Source organism: Devosia sp. Root635 (genome assembly GCF_001427605.1).
Lineage (GTDB): Bacteria > Pseudomonadota > Alphaproteobacteria > Rhizobiales > Devosiaceae > Devosia.
Genome location: NZ_LMGZ01000001.1, coordinates 230,723 through 249,276 on the forward strand (window position 1 = coordinate 230,723; position 18,554 = coordinate 249,276).

The 18,554-nt window shown below is 64.0% G+C and carries 15 protein-coding genes and 2 tRNA genes; 8 read left to right on the forward strand and 9 right to left on the reverse strand.

Going from position 1 to position 18,554, the window contains the following annotated elements:
• Window positions 1-31: 31 nt before the first annotated feature.
• On the reverse strand, window positions 32-1,960 hold the full coding sequence (locus tag ASD80_RS01130) for an ABC transporter substrate-binding protein (RefSeq protein ID WP_056227737.1): 1,929 nt from the start codon (window positions 1,958-1,960) through the stop codon (window positions 32-34).
• 217 nt (window positions 1,961-2,177) lie between these two features.
• On the opposite strand from ASD80_RS01130, the gene ASD80_RS01135 reads away from it, so the two are divergent.
• Entirely contained in the window at window positions 2,178-3,170 is a 993-nt protein-coding gene (locus ASD80_RS01135) for a LacI family DNA-binding transcriptional regulator (RefSeq protein ID WP_056227741.1), read from the forward strand.
• 12 nt (window positions 3,171-3,182) lie between these two features.
• Here ASD80_RS01135 and ASD80_RS01140 read toward each other — a convergent pair.
• Window positions 3,183-3,257 (reverse strand) — tRNA-Gln (locus ASD80_RS01140).
• 177 nt (window positions 3,258-3,434) lie between these two features.
• Between ASD80_RS01140 and ASD80_RS01145 the strand changes: the two genes are divergently transcribed.
• The 3 genes from ASD80_RS01145 to ASD80_RS19265 all read left to right on the forward strand — a co-directional run bounded on the left by ASD80_RS01145 (window position 3,435) and on the right by ASD80_RS19265 (window position 4,290).
• A tRNA-Pro gene (locus ASD80_RS01145) sits at window positions 3,435-3,511 on the forward strand.
• A gap of 139 nt (window positions 3,512-3,650) precedes the next feature.
• Window positions 3,651-3,887 (forward strand): helix-turn-helix transcriptional regulator, encoded by a 237-nt coding sequence (locus ASD80_RS18395; protein ID WP_082554957.1) that lies wholly within the window; start codon window positions 3,651-3,653, stop codon window positions 3,885-3,887.
• Between the two features lie 94 nt (window positions 3,888-3,981).
• Complete coding sequence (locus ASD80_RS19265) at window positions 3,982-4,290, forward strand: HipA N-terminal domain-containing protein (RefSeq protein WP_413813353.1); 309 nt, start codon at window positions 3,982-3,984, stop codon at window positions 4,288-4,290.
• Here the strand turns inward: ASD80_RS19265 and ASD80_RS01150 are convergent.
• Genes ASD80_RS01150 through pdxA form a run of 3 tightly spaced genes read right to left on the reverse strand, consistent with a single transcriptional unit; the run spans window position 4,277 to window position 7,278 of the window.
• Window positions 4,277-5,779 (reverse strand): tripartite tricarboxylate transporter permease, encoded by a 1,503-nt coding sequence (locus ASD80_RS01150; RefSeq protein WP_056227744.1) that lies wholly within the window; start codon window positions 5,777-5,779, stop codon window positions 4,277-4,279. The two genes, ASD80_RS19265 and ASD80_RS01150, sit on opposite strands and share 14 nt — an antisense overlap.
• Window positions 5,780-5,792: 13 nt before the next feature.
• Entirely contained in the window at window positions 5,793-6,263 is a 471-nt protein-coding gene (locus ASD80_RS01155; protein WP_056227746.1) for a tripartite tricarboxylate transporter TctB family protein, read from the reverse strand.
• A 31-nt stretch (window positions 6,264-6,294) separates the two neighbouring features.
• Entirely contained in the window at window positions 6,295-7,278 is a 984-nt protein-coding gene (gene pdxA, locus ASD80_RS01160) for a 4-hydroxythreonine-4-phosphate dehydrogenase PdxA (RefSeq protein WP_056227748.1), read from the reverse strand.
• Window positions 7,279-7,461: 183 nt separating this feature from the next.
• On the opposite strand from pdxA, the gene ASD80_RS01165 reads away from it, so the two are divergent.
• Window positions 7,462-8,496, forward strand: a complete 1,035-nt coding sequence (locus tag ASD80_RS01165) for a four-carbon acid sugar kinase family protein (RefSeq protein ID WP_056227753.1) — start codon at window positions 7,462-7,464, stop codon at window positions 8,494-8,496.
• Here the strand turns inward: ASD80_RS01165 and ASD80_RS01170 are convergent.
• The 4 genes from ASD80_RS01170 to ASD80_RS01185 are packed head-to-tail and all read right to left on the reverse strand — an operon-like array spanning window position 8,493 to window position 12,426.
• Window positions 8,493-9,542 carry an Ldh family oxidoreductase gene (locus ASD80_RS01170; RefSeq protein ID WP_056227756.1) on the reverse strand — a complete coding sequence of 350 codons (1,050 nt, stop codon included), beginning with the start codon at window positions 9,540-9,542 and terminating at the stop codon, window positions 8,493-8,495. The genes ASD80_RS01165 and ASD80_RS01170 overlap by 4 nt on opposite strands.
• Entirely contained in the window at window positions 9,539-10,507 is a 969-nt protein-coding gene (locus tag ASD80_RS01175; RefSeq protein WP_056227759.1) for a phosphoglycerate dehydrogenase, read from the reverse strand. The genes ASD80_RS01170 and ASD80_RS01175 overlap by 4 nt, the downstream gene beginning before the upstream one ends.
• Before the next feature lie 2 nt (window positions 10,508-10,509).
• Complete coding sequence (locus ASD80_RS01180) at window positions 10,510-11,400, reverse strand: dihydrodipicolinate synthase family protein (protein ID WP_056227762.1); 891 nt, start codon at window positions 11,398-11,400, stop codon at window positions 10,510-10,512.
• A gap of 39 nt (window positions 11,401-11,439) precedes the next feature.
• Window positions 11,440-12,426, reverse strand: a complete 987-nt coding sequence (locus tag ASD80_RS01185; protein WP_244488899.1) for a Bug family tripartite tricarboxylate transporter substrate binding protein — start codon at window positions 12,424-12,426, stop codon at window positions 11,440-11,442.
• A gap of 296 nt (window positions 12,427-12,722) precedes the next feature.
• Here ASD80_RS01185 and ASD80_RS01190 point away from each other — a divergent pair, with 296 nt between their 5' ends.
• The 3 genes from ASD80_RS01190 to cas9 all read left to right on the forward strand — a co-directional run bounded on the left by ASD80_RS01190 (window position 12,723) and on the right by cas9 (window position 18,515).
• On the forward strand, window positions 12,723-13,850 hold the full coding sequence (locus tag ASD80_RS01190; protein ID WP_056227768.1) for an iron-containing alcohol dehydrogenase family protein: 1,128 nt from the start codon (window positions 12,723-12,725) through the stop codon (window positions 13,848-13,850).
• Window positions 13,851-14,042: 192 nt separating this feature from the next.
• Complete coding sequence (locus tag ASD80_RS01195; RefSeq protein ID WP_082554960.1) at window positions 14,043-14,738, forward strand: FadR/GntR family transcriptional regulator; 696 nt, start codon at window positions 14,043-14,045, stop codon at window positions 14,736-14,738.
• Between the two features lie 489 nt (window positions 14,739-15,227).
• Window positions 15,228-18,515 carry a type II CRISPR RNA-guided endonuclease Cas9 gene (gene cas9 / locus ASD80_RS01200; RefSeq protein ID WP_244488900.1) on the forward strand — a complete coding sequence of 1,096 codons (3,288 nt, stop codon included), beginning with the start codon at window positions 15,228-15,230 and terminating at the stop codon, window positions 18,513-18,515.
• Window positions 18,516-18,554 lie beyond the last annotated feature (39 nt).

Genomic DNA, 18,554 nt, shown 5'->3' on the forward strand with positions numbered 1-18,554 from the left:
CGCCGGCGTGCAGTGCTGACATTGGGAGGGGTCAGCTGATGTAATATTGTTCCGGGTTGGTCGGCGCCGGCGTCGGGTAACCCCAGGAATTGGGCATGGACTTGGCCATGTTGTGGATGCGGTTGGCGACGATGCCGTAGCCATTGAGCGGCAGGGTCACCCCGAAGACGTAGAACTGATCGGCGGCGATCTGGAGGATTTGCGCCATCAATTCCTGCTGGCGGGCCTGGTCGCCGGTCTGGCGCAGTTCATCGTAAAGCGCGAACTGCTGCTGGGTGGCGGCAGGCGGCTCGACCGCATCGGGCGAGGTCGGGTCATTGTACCAGATCTGCCAGCCCTTGGCGTACATGGCCTCGGTGGTATTGGGGAAGAAGTAGCGCGGGTCGAGAATGGCCGCGATGCCGCCATTGCCGCCGAACTTGTGCACCGTGGCGTCATATTCCCCGCCCTGGCGCACCCGCACTTCCCAGAGCGAGCGGTCCATCGTGCGCATCTGGGTGTCGATGCCCGCAGCACGCAGCATGGGCAGCACGAGCTGGAAGGAATCGACGAATGTCGTACGCACCTGGTCGATCTCGAAGATGATGGTGAGGCGCTTGCCGTCCTCCATCAGCCGGTAGCCCTCGCCATCCTTGTTGGGCAGGATGGTGTCGAGCAGCTCATTGGCCTTGGCCAGGTCGAACTCGGTATATTGGGTCGCCAATTGCTCGTTATAGAGCGGGTCCTCGGGGCGGATGGCCGGCTGGGCCGGCGCGCCCTGGCCGATGAAAACCGTATCGATCACCGCCTGCCGGTCGATGGCATGGGAGAGGGCGATGCGGAAATCCTTGTTCTGGAACAGGGCGCGCTTGACCGGATCGACATGGGTCAGGTTGAGCTGGAACACCATCTCGTTGGGTTCGGTGGAGGTGGTGGTGTAGAAGTCGTAGCCACCGGCCTGCTTGCCATCGAACAGCACGGCGCGGTTGGCCGGCGTGCAGATCCACTGGTCGATCACGTCGATCTCGCCCTGCAGCGCCTTCAGCAGCAGCACCTCGTTGTCGGCCGCCACCGCATAGGTGAGCCGGTCGATATAGGGGAGCTGGTTGCCGTCGGTATCGACCTTGAAATAGTAGGGGTTGCGCTCGGCGATCGAATATTCGGCGGATTCCCCGATGGGCTGGGTGATCTTCCAGCCGTAGAGGGTCGGCATGTCCTTGTTCTTGAAGATTTCGCCATCCACGGCGATGCCGCTCTTGATCTGGAACAGTTGTACCCAGCCGGTCATGCCCTGGTCGGTCGCCAGCTTGTCGGCATCGGGATTATACTTGATGTGGAATTGCTCGAGGTAGTGGCGCGGCACCCGCGTCGAGCGGTCGTCATTGGCCCAGGCCAGGCGCAGCGGCAGCAGCCCATTGGATTCGGGGAAGACGATGCGGAAGGTGGTCGCGTCCACCTTCTCGAACTTGGCGGTGCGGCCATCGAGCGTGCGCAGAGGCGTCGGCGGGCTGACGGTCAGCTCCTCGTTGAGCAGCACATCCTCGTAGAAGAACATGATGTCATCGGTGGTGAAGGGCTGGCCATCGGACCATTTGTGGCCCTCGCGCAGCTTGAAGGTGTAGACGGATGCATCCTCGTTAGCCTCGAAGCTCTCGGCGACGTTGGGGATGACGCCGGTCCAGTCGGGTGTGTAGCGCACCAGCGGCTCGTAGCCCTGGTAGCGATGCATCATGTTGAGCGACCCGCCACCGACCAGCGCGGCGCGCAGGTCGCCGCCATAGGTGCCGACGCTCTCCAGCGGCTGGACAACCATGGGGTTGACCGGCAGGCGCTCGGCGACCGGCGGCAGGGTGCCGGCCGCTACCGCTTCGGCCAAAGCCGGAGCCTCCTTGAGCCCGGACTGGGCGAAAGTCGGAATGGCCGGCAGGACCATGGCCGCACCGGTGGCGGCCAGAAATGCTCTGCGACTGATAAGGGTCATGAATTCCTCCTCCACCCGGACACCTAACGCGGCGCTCTTCGGGCTAACACAAGCCTTTCAAGCGATGATTGTTAGGTCAACATATTTTACAGAAACGTTTACGGTGTGGATTTCCTATCGTTACCCATTTGATATTACACGACTTAATTGAATTTCCGTACAAAACATTGCGCAAACCGATTGATGTGATAGAACCTAACAAAACTACGGTAGGTCGATGAAAAAAGTCACGCTGCAGGATATTGCGGACAATCTGGGCGTCTCCAAGTTCGCCGTATCGCGGGCGCTTGCCGGCAAGGGTGGCGTCAGCGCCGAAACGCGCGACAGGGTCAACGGCAAGGCGGTGGAACTGGGCTATCTTCGGGCGGTGGACACCGCCGCCAAGCGTCCCGCCATCCACATCGTCTTCAACGACCATGACCCGGTGAACAGCGAACTGTGGATGCAGATGCAGAACGGCATCCAGACCGAGGCCTCGGGGTCGGGTTATGAGGTGCAGATTCACTGGACGCGGCAGGCCGAGCAGGTCGGCAATATCGTCGGGGTCAGTTCCGGCATCGTGCTGGTCGGCCAGCATGAGCCCGAGACGCTGGATACCGTAAGGCGCTCGGGTAAGCCGGTGGTCCGCCTGGGCTGGGTGCAGCCGCTGGAGCCGGTCGATCAGGTTGCCGGCGCCGATCATGAGGCTGGCAATGCCATCGGCCAGTATCTGCTGGCCAAGGGGCACCGCCGCATCGGCTTTGTGCACGGCGCACGGGTGCTGCGCGGCCGCATGGAGCGCCTGTTCGGGCTGCGGGAGGCGCTGCTGCCGCAGGACGATGCCAGCGTCTGCGAGGTGCAATACGAGGACGAGGGCTTTACCGGCGCTTTCCTCGCGCTCAAGGCGGAGGGCGAAATGCCCACGGCCCTGTTCTGCTCGCATGACGGGCTGGGCGTGCATGTCATCTCTGAACTGCACCGGATGGGTTACCGGGTTCCCGAGGATATATCGGTTGTCGGCTACGGGGATTTCGCCGCCGCCCGCCAGATCTCGCCCATGCTCACCACCGTCCGGCTTCCGGGCGCCGATATGGGCGCCGCCGCGTTTCGTTTGCTGGTCGAGCGGATCAACAGCGGCAAGCATCAATTGCCGCCGCAGCGGGTCATGCTGGTGCCGGAGCTCGTGGAACGCGCCTCGGTGGCGACACGGCCTTCGGGCGCACAGCTTTAGGGCGAGGAAAATTGGCTGGGGTGCCAGGATTCGAACCTGGGAATGGCGGTACCAAAAACCGCTGCCTTACCACTTGGCGACACCCCAACGTGGCGCGGTTCCTACACGGTTTGCCCAGGCTTCGCAACACGACCGCGACACCGGTAAAAACCCTGCTCTAAGCGCTTGAACGGGACGGCAAGCGCAGCTATAACCCGCCCCATCGCGACTGGCAGCGCCCGCCCAAACCGGCCCGCTGCCATCAATCCCGAGTCGCGTTCCTGACGGAGTATAGCGCAGCCTGGTAGCGCACCTGCTTCGGGAGCAGGGGGTCGAGTGTTCGAATCACTCTACTCCGACCAATCAACCCCGGCCTCTCGCGAGGTCGGGGTTTTTTACGCCGACAGGGTTCGGTGCATCCACGCGAGCGCTCCCGAACGGGAACATTATCGGTCAGTGAACGAGCGTCGTTCCCGATCGGGAACACGGACGCATGCAAGAATGTCGAACCAATCAATATCTCGATCAGGACCAATCCGCTCCGGGAGCGAACTGGGCGCGATCATCGCCCTAGCCAGAAAATCACGCGGATATACGCAGCAGGAGTTTGCAGACATCGCCGGCGTCGGGCGTCGTTTTGTCTCCGACCTTGAGAACGGCAAGGCTACCGTTCAACTCGGGAAACTGCTGCAGGTTCTCACGGCTCTGGGTCTCGACCTGGAAGTGAAGGCTCGCTGATACACCTTGATGTTCGCCTCGATGGCTTCAAAGAGCCCATCGGCCTGCTGTCGTCGACAGCTACGGGTGCAACGACATTCTCCTATGTTCAGGGATATGCGTCGCGGGGGGACGCCTTACCCTCTCGTTGGCGCTTCCGCTGTCCGAAAACCAGTTCGACGATTTCACCACCCGCTCCTATTTCGACAATCTGCTGCAGGAACGCGACACGGCGCGGGCGGATATCATTGCCAAGTATCGCCTCTCGAACGACGACCTCGTCGGGATCCTCTTTTATCCTGGACCGCGAGGCTCCGATGCCGGCGGGAGGCCGGGACGCCTTCGTCCGCTAGATCGATTTCCACCGACAGGGCTGGCAGCTTCAGGCGTGTTGCGGAGCCGTGCCGGCGCTACTCTTCCTTGAAGGCCACTTCGCGTGTTTTGCGGATGGCCGGGAGGATCATCAGCAGCAGGCACAATGCGGCAACCGCCAGCAATGTCGCCGAAATGGGCCGGGTGAGGAAAACCATCGGATCTCCCCTTCCGGTCAGCATGGCGCGGCGCAGGTTCTCCTCCAGCATGGGGCCGAGAACCAGGCCCAGCAGCAGGGGCGTCGGCTCGCAATCGAGCTTGATCAGGATGTAGCCGATGACCCCAAACCCGACCAGGACGAGCACGTCGAACGTGCTGTTGTTGATCGTATAGACGCCGATGCAGCAGAGCGCGACGATCATCGGGAAGAGCAGGCGATAGGGCACCGACAGCATCTTCACCCAGATGCCGATCAGCGGCAGGTTGAGCACCAGCAGCATGGCATTGCCGATCCACATCGAGGCGATGAGGCCCCAGAACAGCGGCGCTTCGCTGGTGATGATATTGGGGCCGGGCGTCACGCCATGCAGAATGAGCGCGCCCACCATCATGGCCATGGTGGCATTGGCGGGAATGCCCAGCGTCAGCAGCGGAATGAACGAGGTCTGGGCGCCGGCATTGTTGGCGCTTTCGGGCGCGGCCACCCCTTCGATGGCGCCATTGCCGAAGCGTTCGGGCGTGCGCGAGGTGCGCTTTTCCAGCAGATAGGCCGCGAAGGCGCCGATCGTCGCGCCGCCCCCCGGCAGGATGCCGAGCGCCGAGCCGACCGCCGTGCCGCGCAGCACGGGAAACACGATCTGCCTGAACTCCTTCATGGTCAGCCACAGCGAATTGACCTTGTTGATCAGGCCAGAGCGGGCTTCTTCGTCCTCGAGATTCTTGCAGATTTCCGCCAGGCCGAAGAGGCCCATGGCAATGGCGACGAAATCGAAGCCATCCAGCAACTGCACCTGCCCGAAATTCAGCCGCGGCGCGCCGGTATAGATATCCTGGCCCACCAGGCCCAGCAGCACGCCGAGCACGATCATCGCCAGCGCCTTGACGACGGAGCCGGACGCCATCGCGATGGAGGCGATAAGCCCCAGTACCATCAGGGAAAAATACTCGGCCGGGCCGAATTTGAGCGCCACGCTCGCCAGCAGCGGGGCCAGGGTGGCGATGATGAGCGTTGCAACGGTGCCGGCGAAGAACGAGCCGAGGGCGGCGGTGGCCAATGCGGTGCCGGCCCGCCCTTCCTTGGCCATGCGATGCCCGTCCAGCGCCGTCACCACCGAGGATGCTTCGCCCGGCAGGTTGATGAGAATGGCCGTGGTCGAGCTGCCATATTGGGCGCCATAAAAGATGCCGGCCAGCATGATCAGCGCCGTTACCGGGTCGAGCCCAAAGGTCATCGGCAGCAGGATGGCGATGGTGGCGACCGGGCCCAGGCCCGGCAAGACGCCGATCAGCGTGCCGACCAACGTGCCCACGAAGCAGTAAAACAGGTTGTTGAGGCTGAGCGCAGTGGAAAAACCGAGGGCGAGATCACTGAATAATGTCATGACGAGGCTCCTTTCAGCCGAACCAGGAACCGAACATGCGGAAGGACAGCCCCAGCAGCACATGGAAGAGCACCCAGGAGGCGACCGCCACCGCGAGAGCCAGCAGCAGCCCTTCGACCAGCCGGAAGCGCTGGCTCGCCATGGCCGCGATCAACACCGTGCCGAACACCGCAAGTGGCAGGCCCAATCCATCGAGGCAGAGTGCGAAGAACAATGCCGCGCCGCAGACCAGGGCGACGCGCGACCAGACGAACCCGGACACGCCGGTTTCCGGTGACGCCGTGCGGAAGCCGTTGACCACCGACAGCAGGCCGAGCAGGCCAAGCATTCCGGTCAACATCAGCGGAAAATAGCCCGGCCCCATACGCAGCGTCGATCCCAGGGGCAGGCGGAAGGCGGCATAGCCATAGGTGCCCGCGATCAGCAGGAATATGAGACCTGCCAGCACGTTCTTGTCGCGCAGCAGCACTTCGGTCCGTGACATAGTCTCTCCCCTTGATGCGGTGCCCGCCAATTCAGGCCTGCCGCCCGGCGGCCAGCCGGTCGGCATAGGCCAGAGCGGCCAGCATGTTCACGTGATTGACCTTGCCCGTACCGGCAATATCGAAGGCCGTTCCATGATCGACCGAGGTTCGGTCGATCGGCAGGCCCAGCGAAACATTGACCGCCGTATCGAAGGCCACGAGCTTGATCGGGATGTGCCCCTGGTCGTGATACTGCGCGATCACCAGGTCGAACGCTCCCTGATAGGCGCGATGATAGACCGTATCGGCCGAGATCGGCCCGACCACGTCGATATCCTCCGCCTGGCAGATCGCGACGGCCGGCCGCAACTGTTCGTCATCTTCGGTGCCGAACAGGCCGTTTTCGCCGCAATGGGGATTGATGCCCGCCACGGCGATGCGTGGCCTTGCATGGCCCATGCGCTGCAGATGTTCGTGCCCGGCGCGGATGGTGGCGACCACGCGCTCGGTGCGCGCCCGCTCGATGGCCCCGCGCAGCGACACATGGGTCGAGACATGGATCACCTTGAGCCGCTCGGAGGCCAGCAGCATGAAGGACGATTTGGCTCCGGTCAGCGCCGCCAGCATGCCGGTGTGGCCGTCATAGTGATGGCCGGCCGAATTGAGCGCTTCCTTGTTGATCGGTGCCGTCACGATGCCGGCTGCGCGCCCGTCCTGCGCCATGGCAACGGCGCGCTCGATATAGCGGAAACTGGCCTCGCCGCAGGCCGGGCTCAGCACGCCGAACTGCCCCGGCAGCCCGTCGACGGCCACATGCTCCAGCCGGATCGCGTCACCCTCGCCCGTCTCGGACAGGCCGATGGTCACACTACAGGCAGCAAGGGCTCGCGCCAGCGTATCGCGGTCGCCCACCACCACATAGCGCGCCCGGTCCGCCGCCGGCTTCTCGGCCAGGGCCTTGACGATCACCTCGGCGCCGACGCCGGATGGGTCGCCCATGGTGATGGCGATGGGCGCGCGATATGTGTCGGTCATGGTCGTCTCCTTGCGCCCGGTTCTCCCGCATCATCCGCAACTTGTCAACTCGTTTCCAATTTTGCTGGATAGGTAGTGCCTATGTCGCAAAGTTTCTAAGCATTTCAGGTGTTATCGGCCAAATTTCGCACCGATGCCTGACAAAAACTTGTAATTTCTTTGCATCTGTGATGATGAAAAATCATGAAAAAGATCCTGATCGTCGCCGATGACCTCACAGGCGCCCTCGATTCCGCCACGGCCTTCGCCGCGCGTGGCCTCAAAACCCTGGTTCTGCGCCGGCCAGAGGCCCTGCCCGAGGCCATGCGAGCCGAGCCCGATGTCCTGGCCATCGCCACGGGCACGCGCGAACTGCCGGCACCGGAGGCCGTCCGGATCGTCGAAGCCGCCATCGCTCCGGTGGCCGGGTGGGCCGATATCGTGCTCAAGAAGGTCGATTCGCGGCTCAAGGGCCATATTGCCGATGAGGTGGCCGTCGTGGCGCGCCTGTGCAAACGGCATCAGGCCGTCATTGCCCCGGCCATTCCGGAATTCGGACGCATCGTCCGGGATGGTCTGCTGACCGGGCATGGCCTGGATGGCGGGATCGACATTGCCGGCCGCTTTGCCGCCCTTGCCCTCCCGCTGCGCATTCCAACGGTCGCCGCGCCGGACGACTTCACCCCCCTGCTGGCCGATCTCGACAGCACGCTGCTGGTCGGCGCGCGCGGGCTCGCCGCGGCCCTGGCCCAGGCGCAGCCGGAGGGCGGCCGCGAGATCGCGCTGGCGCCCCAGGCTCCGCTGCTGATTGCCATCGGATCGCGGGATCCGATCACGCTCGCCCAGGTCGATGCGATACGCGGCAAGTCGCTGATCGTGGCGGCGCCAAATGGCACCATCCCGCCGAGCGTATCGCCGGCCCATCCCCTGCTCATCCAGATGACCCAGGGCCATGAGCCCATCGGCAGCGCCGCGGCGACGGCCCTGTTCTCGACCGCGCTCGCCGAACTGGCCGATCGCATGGCGCCCGCCACCATTTTCGCCTCGGGTGGCGAAACGGCCGATGGCCTGCTCGGCATCTTCGGCGTCAATATGCTGGAGGTGGCAGGCGAGTTCCTGCCGGGCATTCCCATGTCTCGCTTCCGCCATCATGGGCGCAGCCTGACCCTCGTCACCAAATCCGGCGGCTTCGGCCCGCCGGAAACGCTTGAAATTCTGCTGCGGCGGATAGCCGGCTAGAGCGCCGCCGGCACCGCCACATGCAGCGTTGCCGCCGCATGGCGCAGTCCATCCATGATCCCGGCATACAGCACCACGCCCTCGGCCAGCGCTGTCCGGCGCCGGTGCAGGGCGGCCTGCCCCGGCAGGCGCACCGCTTCGACGCCCGGCCGCGGCGGATTGCTGCGGCAGGCGTCGGCCAACCAGCCGGTCTGGCGCAAGAAGGCGTCGGCGCCGCCGAAGGCCGCCGGATCGTAGACCTGCACGGTCATCGCCGCATTGGTGCCCTTGGGCGCATCGGCGCGACCGTAGCCGGCCAGGCCCTGCGTCACCACCTCGGCATGGAGCGCCATGCCATAGCCCTTCTGGCCATGGTCCAGTCCGCCGGTGGGCAACAGCGTGCCGCCATCGGCCAGCACCGCCGGATCGTTCGACGCATTGCCCGCCTTGTCCATCAGCCAGGCATGGTCGAGCTTGCGCCCTTCCCGCGTCAGCCGCTGGCTCATATTGACCGTGGTGATCGAGGCCGAAATATCGATCAGGATCGGATCGCCCGGCGTGGGAATGCCATGCGCCACCGGATTGGGGGTATAGATGCCCTTGAGCCCGCCGAATGGCGCCACCTGCGCACCCGATGGGCTCGAGCTGGCAATACTGATCATCAGCCCGCGCGCCGTCGCCTCGGGCAGATAGGCGGCGAGGCACCCGATATGGTGACTATTGCCGACGACGACGGTCGCCGCACCATGCGCCAGGGCCCGCTCGCAGGCCAGCGCCACGGCCTGAGCGGTGAGCCAGGCGCCCGGCAGGCGCCGTCCATCCCAGCAGATGGCCGCACCGCGATCGGACAAGACGTCCGGCTGCCCGCTTTTGCCCATCACGCCATCGGCGATGCTTTGCAGGTACCACGGCGCCAGCGCCAGGCCATGGGTCGTGTGGCCCATCAGGTCCGCCTCGACCAGATATTTGCCGATGGCACCCGCCTTGTCGGCCTCGAGGCCGGCGGCGGTGAAAAGCTGCTCGGCAAAATCGACCAGCGCCGCCGGCGCGAAACGCTCCGCCGTCATCGTGCCGTCCTGTCATAGACTTCGGGATTGAGCGTGCGGCCAGGCCGCCCCCCGGCCAGCAGTTCTTCCATATCGGCAATATTCATCAGGCCGACATTCTCCACGGACTCGGCCGTGTCGGCGCCGGTATGGGGCGTGAAAATGGCCCGCTTCTGCGCGAAGATCGGGTGTGACCAGTCCGGCGGCTCGGTTGGATAGGCATCGAGCGCCACCCCGCCGAGCCTGCCGGCGCCGAGCGCGGCATTGGCCGCATCCAGGTCGAGCACTTCACCGCGCGCCAGGTTCAGCAGGCATGCCGTCGGCTTCATCAATGCCAGCTTTTCGCCCGTAATCAGGGCGCCGCCGCCACCGAACACATGCAGCGATACATAGTCCGCCTGGGCCAGCACCTCGTCGAGGCTCAGCATTTCGATGCCATTGGCCGCCGCGAAAGCCAGGTCGGGATAGAGATCGGAGGCGATGACCCGCATGCCCAGCCCGATGGCCTTGCGCGCCAGCAGCTTGCCGATATTGCCCAGCCCGACAATGCCCAGCACCTTGCCGGCAATCTCGGTGCCCACCATGCGGGTCCAGCTCTTGCCGACAATGCCGGCATTGGCGGCGGGCAGGTTGCGAGCCAGGGCGAACATCATGCCCACGGCCAGTTCGGCCACCGCATTGGAATTGGCGCCGGGCGTATTGAGCACCGGCACGCCACGCGCGGTGCAGGCAGCAATATCGATGCTATCGACACCCACGCCATGCTTGAGCACGGCCTTGAGCCGGGGCGCCTGGGCCAGCGTTTCATCGGTGACGGCGACCAGCCCCGCGATCAGGAAATCGACGCGCACCAGATGATCGCCGAGGCCGCCATCGGCCCGGTTTGTATCCACGCAGCGGATGAAATCCCAGCCCAGCGCCTCGATCCGGCCGGGTACGCGCCCATAGCGTCCAAAGCCGGGCGAGGTCGTGGCGATAACAGTCATGGTCAGTCCTGGATCAATTTGTGCTTGGCGAGAATGGCCCGTATCTGCGCATCCTGTGCGTCATTGGGCAGCAAAGCCGGCTGCCGGCTGGCCCCGACGCTGCTGTCCATCAGATAGAGCGCGCGCTTGACCAGCGCCGGCGGATAGCCGAGCGCGTAGAGATCGGTGCGCAACTGGGTGAACCGGGCCTGCTGGCGCTCCGCCTCGGCGATATCGCCGGCATTGAAGGCCCGGCAGATCGCCGCGAGCACGTCGGGCATCACATTGCCCAATCCGGAAATGCAGCCCTTGGCGCCATTCTGGAACGACCACAGTACCAGGGAATCCGGCCCCGAATAGACATCGAATCCGCCCACGTCCCTCGACACGGCCAGATAGGCTTCCAGCGTCTCCTGGCTGCCGCCGCTATCCTTGATACCGGCAATATTGCCATGCGCCGCCAGCGCGCGGGCCGTCTCCGGCTCGATATGGTTCTGCGTGCGCGCCGGAATGTCATAGAGATAGACCGGCGTCGACACCGCATCGGCGATGCTGGAGAAATGGCGCACCAGCCCATCCTGCGTGCAGGCGATGAAATAGGGTGTGATGACCGCAATGCCGTCGACCCCGATGCGGTCGAATTCACGCGCCAGCAGGAGCGTTTCGTAGGTCGCCGGCATGCCGGCATTGACGATCACCTTGGCGCGGCCGCCCACTTCGTCGACGATTTCCTCGGTCAGCCTGACCTTTTCATCGAAAGTCAGGGCGGTGAAATCGCCATTGGTGCCGGCGCACATGATGTTGTTGCCGGCGTCCATCTGCCGGCGCGCCTGGGCGCGCACCGCCTTGTAGTCGATAGCCTCGGCCTGGTCGAAACAGGTGACCAGGGCAACAAAGGTTTCACGCGAGTCCATGGAAGCTCCTTGCCGTCCTGGTCTGTTCGAGTTGAGGCCCTACTGGGCGTTCATGCCATACATGCCGAGTTCACGGATGATGCCTTCGGCCACGCCGCTGTCGCCGCGCGCCAGGGCCTCGTAGCCGGCCGGATCGCGATAGTCCACGAACTCGCCCATCTCTTCCATCTTGGTCAGGAATTCCGGATCGTTGATGGTTTCGGCCAGCGCCTGGACCAGCTTGTCGCGAACGTCTTCCGGTATGCCCTTGGGCGCAATGATGCCCTTCCAGGACGACCAGGTGAAGTCGATGCCGTTTTCAACGGCGGTCGGCACGTCGGGCATGCTGCCCAACCGCTCGCGCTCCATGATGAACAGCGCCTTGACCGCCCCCGATTCCAGATGCGGACGGGCCTCGGCGGGCGTGGCCGTCACGGCGTCGATATGGCCACCGGCACAGGCCGTCAGCGCTTCGGATGCGCCGCCGAACGGCACATTCTCGAACGAGGTGCCCGACGCCTTGGCGAAGGCCTCGACCGACAGGTGATTGGCGCCGCCGGCACCCGAATTGCCGATCAGCACCATGCCCGGATTGGCCTTGGCATAGGTCATGAACTCCTCGAAGGTGCTGAAAGGCGCATCGGCGCAGGCCAGCACGACCTGCAGGTTGCGGCCCATCAGCCCCAGGAAATCGACATCGTCGATCGTGTAGCTGGTGGCGCCGTAATGCGGCAGCAGCGAAATCGGCCCCTGGGCGCCGGTGCCCAGCGTATAGCCGTCGGCCTTGGCGGCCAGCGCCGAGCCGGTGCCGATGGCCCCGCCCCCGCCTGCTTCATTGCGCACCACGATGGTCGATCCCTCCAGATGCTTCTGCATCACGTCGGCCAGCACGCGCACCGACAGGTCGGTACCGCCACCGGCCGCATAGGGCACGATGATTTCGACGGGCTGGGACGGAAAGTCCTGAGCCATGGCCGGGCCGGCCAGCATCAGCGATACCCCCGCCAGCAGAATTGCCGACAACTTGTTCATTTTCTTGTTAGGCACAGGACGCTCCTCCTCTGAGCTCTTTCGAATTTCGTCCAGCGTTATCGACACGAACAAATATCTTGTCAACCGTTCAAGTTGAAAAGATTGCATGTACGCCCAACCAGCATCGACCCAAAAATCAGATCATACCACTGATATAACATCATATTTTCCAATTTTTTTCTGAACCCGAGCTTGCGTGATGTCACGAACTTCGTCGAAATGACCAGACAACTCCTTCCATGTTGACAAGTCGATAGGTCCCAGCCTATCTCCTGATGGCATCTGCATGCTGTTTCCCCCGGAGTTCCCCAATGACCGCGAGACTGGACGACAAGATCGACCTGCGCCGCCCGCCTCTCGTGCGTTTTGGCGCGGGCCAGTTGGCCGGTTTTGCGGACTGGGTTGCCGAACGGGGCTTCAAGCGCCCCTTTGTCGTGTCCGACAGCTTCAACGCCGCGCGTCTGGTCGAACTGGGCCTTGGGTCGGTCTCGGTCTTCGGCGAGTTGCGCGCCGAGCCTGACCTGGCAGCATTGGCGGCGGCGCGCGCGGCCATGCAGGCGGTCGGCCCCGACCTCGTCATCGGCTTCGGCGGCGGCAGCGCCATGGATCTGGCCAAGATCCTCGCCGTGCTGGCCGGCACCGACCAGCCTTTCGATTCCATTTCCGGGCTCAACCGGGCTCCGGCGCGCCGCGTGGGCCTCGCCCAGATTCCGACCACGGCCGGCACCGGCAGCGAGGTCGGCACGCGCGCTTTGATCACCGATCCGGCCACGCTCAACAAGATATCGACCGAAAGCCCGCATATGCTGGCCGATATTGCCATCATCGACCCCGTCCTGACCGCCTCCGTACCTCCCGCGGTTACGGCAGCGACGGGTGTCGATGCCCTTGCTCACTGCGTCGAGGCCTATACTAGCCGTCGCGCCCATCCAGTGGTCGATGCCTATGCCATCGAGGGCATCCGCCTTATCGGCCGCTATCTCAAGCGCGCGGTGGCCGATGGCGGCGATCTCGAAGCCCGCGCCGGCCTCAGCCTGGCCGCCTTCTATGGCGGCGTGTGCCTCGGGCCGGTCAACACCACGGCCGGCCACGCCATTTCCTATCCGCTGGGCACCGTGTTCGGCATTCCGCACGGGGTCGCCAACGCCCTGGTCTTCCCCCATACGCTGGCCATCAACGCCGCCGCCGTTCCGGAAAAAACCGCGGCGATCTGCGCCGCGCTGGGCCTGCGCAGCACCTTTGGCGCCGAGCTGCTGCAGGAAGCGACCGGCTTCTGCGCGGCATTGGGCCTTGCCATGCGCCTCTCCGATCACGGCGTGACCCAGGATGCGCTGCCCGGAATGGCCGAGCAGGCCCATGCCATCCGGCGGCTGTTGGATTTCAACCCGCTCGCCCTGTCAGCCGGCGATATCGAAGCGATCTATCGCGCCGCCTATTGAGCTTGCCAGCTCAACAGGCCTCGGCCGTCATGGATCGTCAGCGCAAGGTATTGATCGAGCCATCTAAATGGTGGCGATTCGAAGTGTTCCTGTTGTAAACAGGGATGCAATTGGCGAAACCGGGAACGCGAGATGGAGCAAGCTGAGCGGCGCAGCGCCAAACATGGCAGGCAGGGAAGCGGCGGGGCGCGAATGCTGCTGGCCGACCGCGTCTACCATGTCATGCACAGCCGCATCGCCAACGGCTCCTATGCCGCCGACCAGCGCCTGCCCTCCGAAAACGAGCTGGCCACCGAACTGAGCGTGTCGCGACCGGTGCTGCGCGCCGCGCTGGAGCGCCTGCGCTCGGAGGGGCTGATCTATTCCCGCCAGGGCGCGGGCAGTTTCGTCCGCCCCGGCGACGCCCAGCATGGCCTGGGCTATTCGCCCGTCGAAACCATTGCCGATATCCAGCGCTGTTACGAATTCCGCCTCACCATTGAGCCGGACGCCGCCTATTACGCGGCGCAGCGCCGCAATCAGGAAATGCTGGACGAGCTCAGCCAGGTCCTGACCCTGCTCAGCGATGCCACCAGCCAGCACAGCCACCGCGAAGACGCCGACTACGCCTTCCACATGGCCATCACCGCGGCGGCCAACAATCACTACTACGAAGCCTCGATGAAGGCTTTACGCGAGCATATCCATGTCGGCATGCGCCTGCATGGCCGCTCCCTGATGAACGACCGGGACACCGGCCTCGAACATGTGTTCAAGGAACATGCCGGCATCTATGAGGCCATCCGCGACCGCGACGCCGAGGCCGCCCGTTCGCGGATGCGGCAACACATAGAAAGCTCCCGCAACCGGCTGTTCGAGGACCGGCTGTTCGATCTGTCGCTGAAATAACTTTCGCCTTGCCCACCGGGCACCCGCCCATGGCCGCAAAACCAAAAAGCCCCCGCCGGAGCGAGGGCCTTATTTGGTGCGTTCAGCTTTTACGAGCTTTCGCTTGTTAACAGCCGGTCCGCCTTCTCTGAACTGCTAGGCAGTGCAGAGACATTAGCGGAAGTCTGCCAAGCGGGCAATATCGCCGCGCTCGGGGGAAGTGCGTAGGGCGCGATAGTTATTCCTACGGAATAGATCGCGGCGAATGGCGCATCTATTCTTTCCCGGTGGATGCGGACGCGCGGGATTGCCGTTCCACTGGCAGGGGCCACCGATCAGGTAAGCGAAATTCGGGGCATGGCCACCCGCGGTCAGGCGAATGCAGTTATTCCTGGTTGCCGTCGGAACATCTTCCCTGGACTGCTGGGCGGCAGCATCCACGCCATGGCGAGAGCCATTGGCGTGGATGCCGGTGTTTGCAAATATGCAGGTCATATGGGGGCAACAATAGTGACAGACATTTCTCGTTCGGCCTTTGCATTCGACATCGGCACCAAGTCAATCGGCTCGGCCGTATTGCGGCTCGATGACCGAGGCGAGCCCATCGGCATCATCAACGCCGCAGTCCGCATCTATGCCGATGGCCGCGAGCCCAAGTCCGGCACCTCGCTGGCCGAAGGGCGGCGGCTGGCGCGCGGCATGTCGCGCCGCCGCGACCGTTACAAGCGCCGTCGCCGGACCCTTCTCAATACCTTGACCGAATTCGGCCTGATGCCGCCCACCGACGAGGCACGCAAGGCGCTGCTGGCCGAAACCAACGACCGGCGCTTCGGCGCGGTGGCCGGCAATGTCTATGCGCTGCGGGCCCGCGCGCTGGACGAAAAACTGCCGCTCCATCATCTGGGGCGGGCCCTGTTCCATCTCAACCAGCGCCGCGGCTTCAAATCCAATCGCAAGACCGACAAGCGCGACAATGACCAGGGCAAGATCGCCTCGGGCATTTCGCGTCTTGGCCAGAAGCTCGATGAAGCCGGCGCCCGAACCCTCGGCGAATTCCTGCATCGGCAGCATTCCGCCGGAAAATGGGTGCGGGTGCGACCCTCCCGTGTTCCGAGCAAGGATGACAAGGAGGAGGACGGCTACGGCTTCTATCCCGAGCGCAGCTTTCTCGAGCGCGAATTCGCTGCAATCTGGAAGGCGCAGGCCGCCTTTTATCCCGAACTGCTGACCGAGGAGCGGGGCGATCATCTGCATCGGGTGATGTTTTTTCAACGCCCCCTCAAGCGCCCGAAGGTCGGCAAATGCAGTTTCTATCCAGACGAAGACCGCCTGCCCAAGGCGCATCCGCTGTTCCAGGAATTCCGGCTGGTCAAGGAGCTCAATGAGCTGGAAGTCGTCCATCGGGGCGATCGGCGTGAAAAACTGACGCTTGAACAGCGCGATACGCTGTTCAACCAGTTGCGCACCCAGCGCTCCTCTGCCTTCACCGCGCTGCGCAAGACCCTCAAGGCACCCACGGGCACCCGCTTCAACAAGGAGAGCGACGCCCGCGACAAGCTCAAGGGCGACGAAGTCGCGGCCGAAATGAGCCATAAGGACCGCTTCGGCCAGGCCTGGATCGGCATGCCGCTGGCCGAGCGCTGGGCGGTGATCGAGATGCTGCTCGACACCGAGGATCCGCTTGAGGTCAAGGCGTGGCTCGAAGAGCATTATGGCTTTGCCGCCGACAGGATCGATGCCATCGCCGCCGCCAAACTGCCGCCCGGCTATGGCCGCCTGGGCGAGACGGCATTGCGGGATATGCTTGATGAACTGAAAAACGGCACCGTCAAGGACGATAGCGGGCGCGACGTGGTGCTGACCGAGCGGCAGGCTATGGACAATATCTGGAAGGACAACCCCGCCCTGCAGCGTGTCGTGGCCGATGCGCGCGAACTTCCGCCCTATCAGGAGGTTCTGGGCCGGCGCATCCCGCCGGGCACCGGCAAGCCTGAGGATCCTTATGACGTGCAAAAGGGGCGTCTGACCAACCCCACCGTCCATATCGGGCTCAACCAGCTCAAGCGCGTCGTCAATGCCCTGGTGCGCCGCCACGGCCGGCCCGACCAGATCGCGCTGGAACTGGCGCGCGAGCTCAAGCTCAACGAGGAACAGAAGGCCGAGAAAGACCGGGAGATCGCGCGGAACACCAAGGCGGCCCAGGCCCGGTCGGAGAAGCTGCGCCAGCTCGACATCGACGACAACGGCTATAACCGGGTTCTGCTCAAGCTGTGGGAAGACCTCAACCTCAGGCAGCCGGAAAACCGCGAATGCATCTATTGCGGCAAGGCGATCGGCATCGGCACCCTGTTTTCCAATCAGGTCGATATCGACCATATCCTGCCCTGGTCGAAAACCCTCGACGACAGCCAGGCCAATCGCATCGTCTGCCATGTCGAATGCAATCGGCAAAAGGGCAATCACGCGCCCGCCGAGGTGCCGCAATGGCATGATCGATATGACGACATCCTGGCGCGGGCCGAACGGCTGCCCCGCAACAAGGCCTGGCGCTTCGGCCGCGAGGCGATGAAGAAATTCAAGGACGATGAGAGCTTCCTTGCCCGGCAACTGACCGACACCCAGTATCTCTCGCGCATGGCGCATGAATATGTCGCCGCGCTTTATCCCGATGAAGAACCGGACGAATGGGGGGTGTTCACGCGCCGGAACCATGTGCGCGTCATTCCGGGGCGGATGACCGAGATGCTGCGCCGGCAATGGGGCCTCAACGCCATCATCTCCGACCACGACCAGAAGAACCGCAACGACCACCGCCATCATGCCATCGACGCCATAGTCGTCGGCGTGACCACCCGGCGCCTGCTGCAGCGCATCGCGACCGCGGCCGGCGGGCGGGAGGCTCTGGCGCTCGAGGAAACGATCGGCAAGATCGAGCCGCCCTGGCCGGGTTTTTACGACGACGTGAAGGAAGCCATCGACAGGATCGTGGTCAGCCATAAGCCCGATCACGGCTCCCTGCCCAAACCGGGCGAGCCAGCCCGGACGGCCGGCCAATTGCACAATGACACCGCCTACGGTTTTACCGGCGAGGAACGGAAGGGCGTACCAATCATGGTGCATCGAGTCCCCTTCGCCACCCTGACCGAAAAGGACATCCCCTCGATCCGCGATCGGCAGCTCGCCGAGGCGCTCTATGGCGCGATAGCCGGCATTTCCGGCAAAGCCGAGCTGGCGGCCGCGCTCGCCCGTTTCAGCGCGAGCGGACCCTATAAAGGCATCCGCCATGTGCGCGTGGTCGAGCCGGTGAGCGTCATCGCCATAAAGGACCGGGACGGGACGCCCTACAAGGGCTACAAGGGCGATGCCAACTATCGCTACGATGTCTGGGAACTGCCCAATGGCAAATGGACCCACGAGGTCGTGAGCATGTTCGACGCCCACCGGCCCGACTGGCAATCCGAAATTCGCAACAAAAACCCTGCCGCCCGCAAGGTGCTGAGCCTGCACCAGAACGACATGGTGGCCTATGAGCATCCACAGGACGGCTACACCATCGGCCGGGTCGTGAAATTCGGCTCGGGCGGCCAGATGGCGCTTGCGGGCAATCGGGAGGGCGGAGCGCTCAAGAGCCGCGACGCCGATCCGGAGGATCGCTTCCGTTATTTCTACAAGTCAGGCGGCGCCATGCGGGACGCGCGACTCCGCCAGGTTCGTGTGGATGAGACCGGTCGCGTATTCGATCCGGGCCCGCAGGACCGCGAGAGCAGAAATGCGCGCAAGCAGAGCGCCGCCGGTTAACACTAAATAAAGGAATAAATTTCGCCTCCATTGGCGACG

Coding starts and splice junctions, on each gene's coding strand:
- ASD80_RS01150 (WP_056227744.1), bottom strand. CDS start 5,779: ATGACATTATTCAGTGATCTCGCCCTCGGTTTTTCCACTGCGCTCAGC.
- ASD80_RS01135 (WP_056227741.1), top strand. CDS start 2,178: ATGAAAAAAGTCACGCTGCAGGATATTGCGGACAATCTGGGCGTCTCC.
- ASD80_RS01195 (WP_082554960.1), top strand. CDS start 14,043: ATGCTGCTGGCCGACCGCGTCTACCATGTCATGCACAGCCGCATCGCC.
- ASD80_RS18395 (WP_082554957.1), top strand. CDS start 3,651: ATGTCGAACCAATCAATATCTCGATCAGGACCAATCCGCTCCGGGAGC.
- pdxA (WP_056227748.1), bottom strand. CDS start 7,278: ATGACCGACACATATCGCGCGCCCATCGCCATCACCATGGGCGACCCA.
- ASD80_RS01180 (WP_056227762.1), bottom strand. CDS start 11,400: ATGGACTCGCGTGAAACCTTTGTTGCCCTGGTCACCTGTTTCGACCAG.
- ASD80_RS01130 (WP_056227737.1), bottom strand. CDS start 1,960: ATGACCCTTATCAGTCGCAGAGCATTTCTGGCCGCCACCGGTGCGGCC.
- ASD80_RS01155 (WP_056227746.1), bottom strand. CDS start 6,263: ATGTCACGGACCGAAGTGCTGCTGCGCGACAAGAACGTGCTGGCAGGT.
- ASD80_RS01175 (WP_056227759.1), bottom strand. CDS start 10,507: ATGACTGTTATCGCCACGACCTCGCCCGGCTTTGGACGCTATGGGCGC.
- ASD80_RS01190 (WP_056227768.1), top strand. CDS start 12,723: ATGACCGCGAGACTGGACGACAAGATCGACCTGCGCCGCCCGCCTCTC.
- ASD80_RS01170 (WP_056227756.1), bottom strand. CDS start 9,542: ATGACGGCGGAGCGTTTCGCGCCGGCGGCGCTGGTCGATTTTGCCGAG.
- ASD80_RS01165 (WP_056227753.1), top strand. CDS start 7,462: ATGAAAAAGATCCTGATCGTCGCCGATGACCTCACAGGCGCCCTCGAT.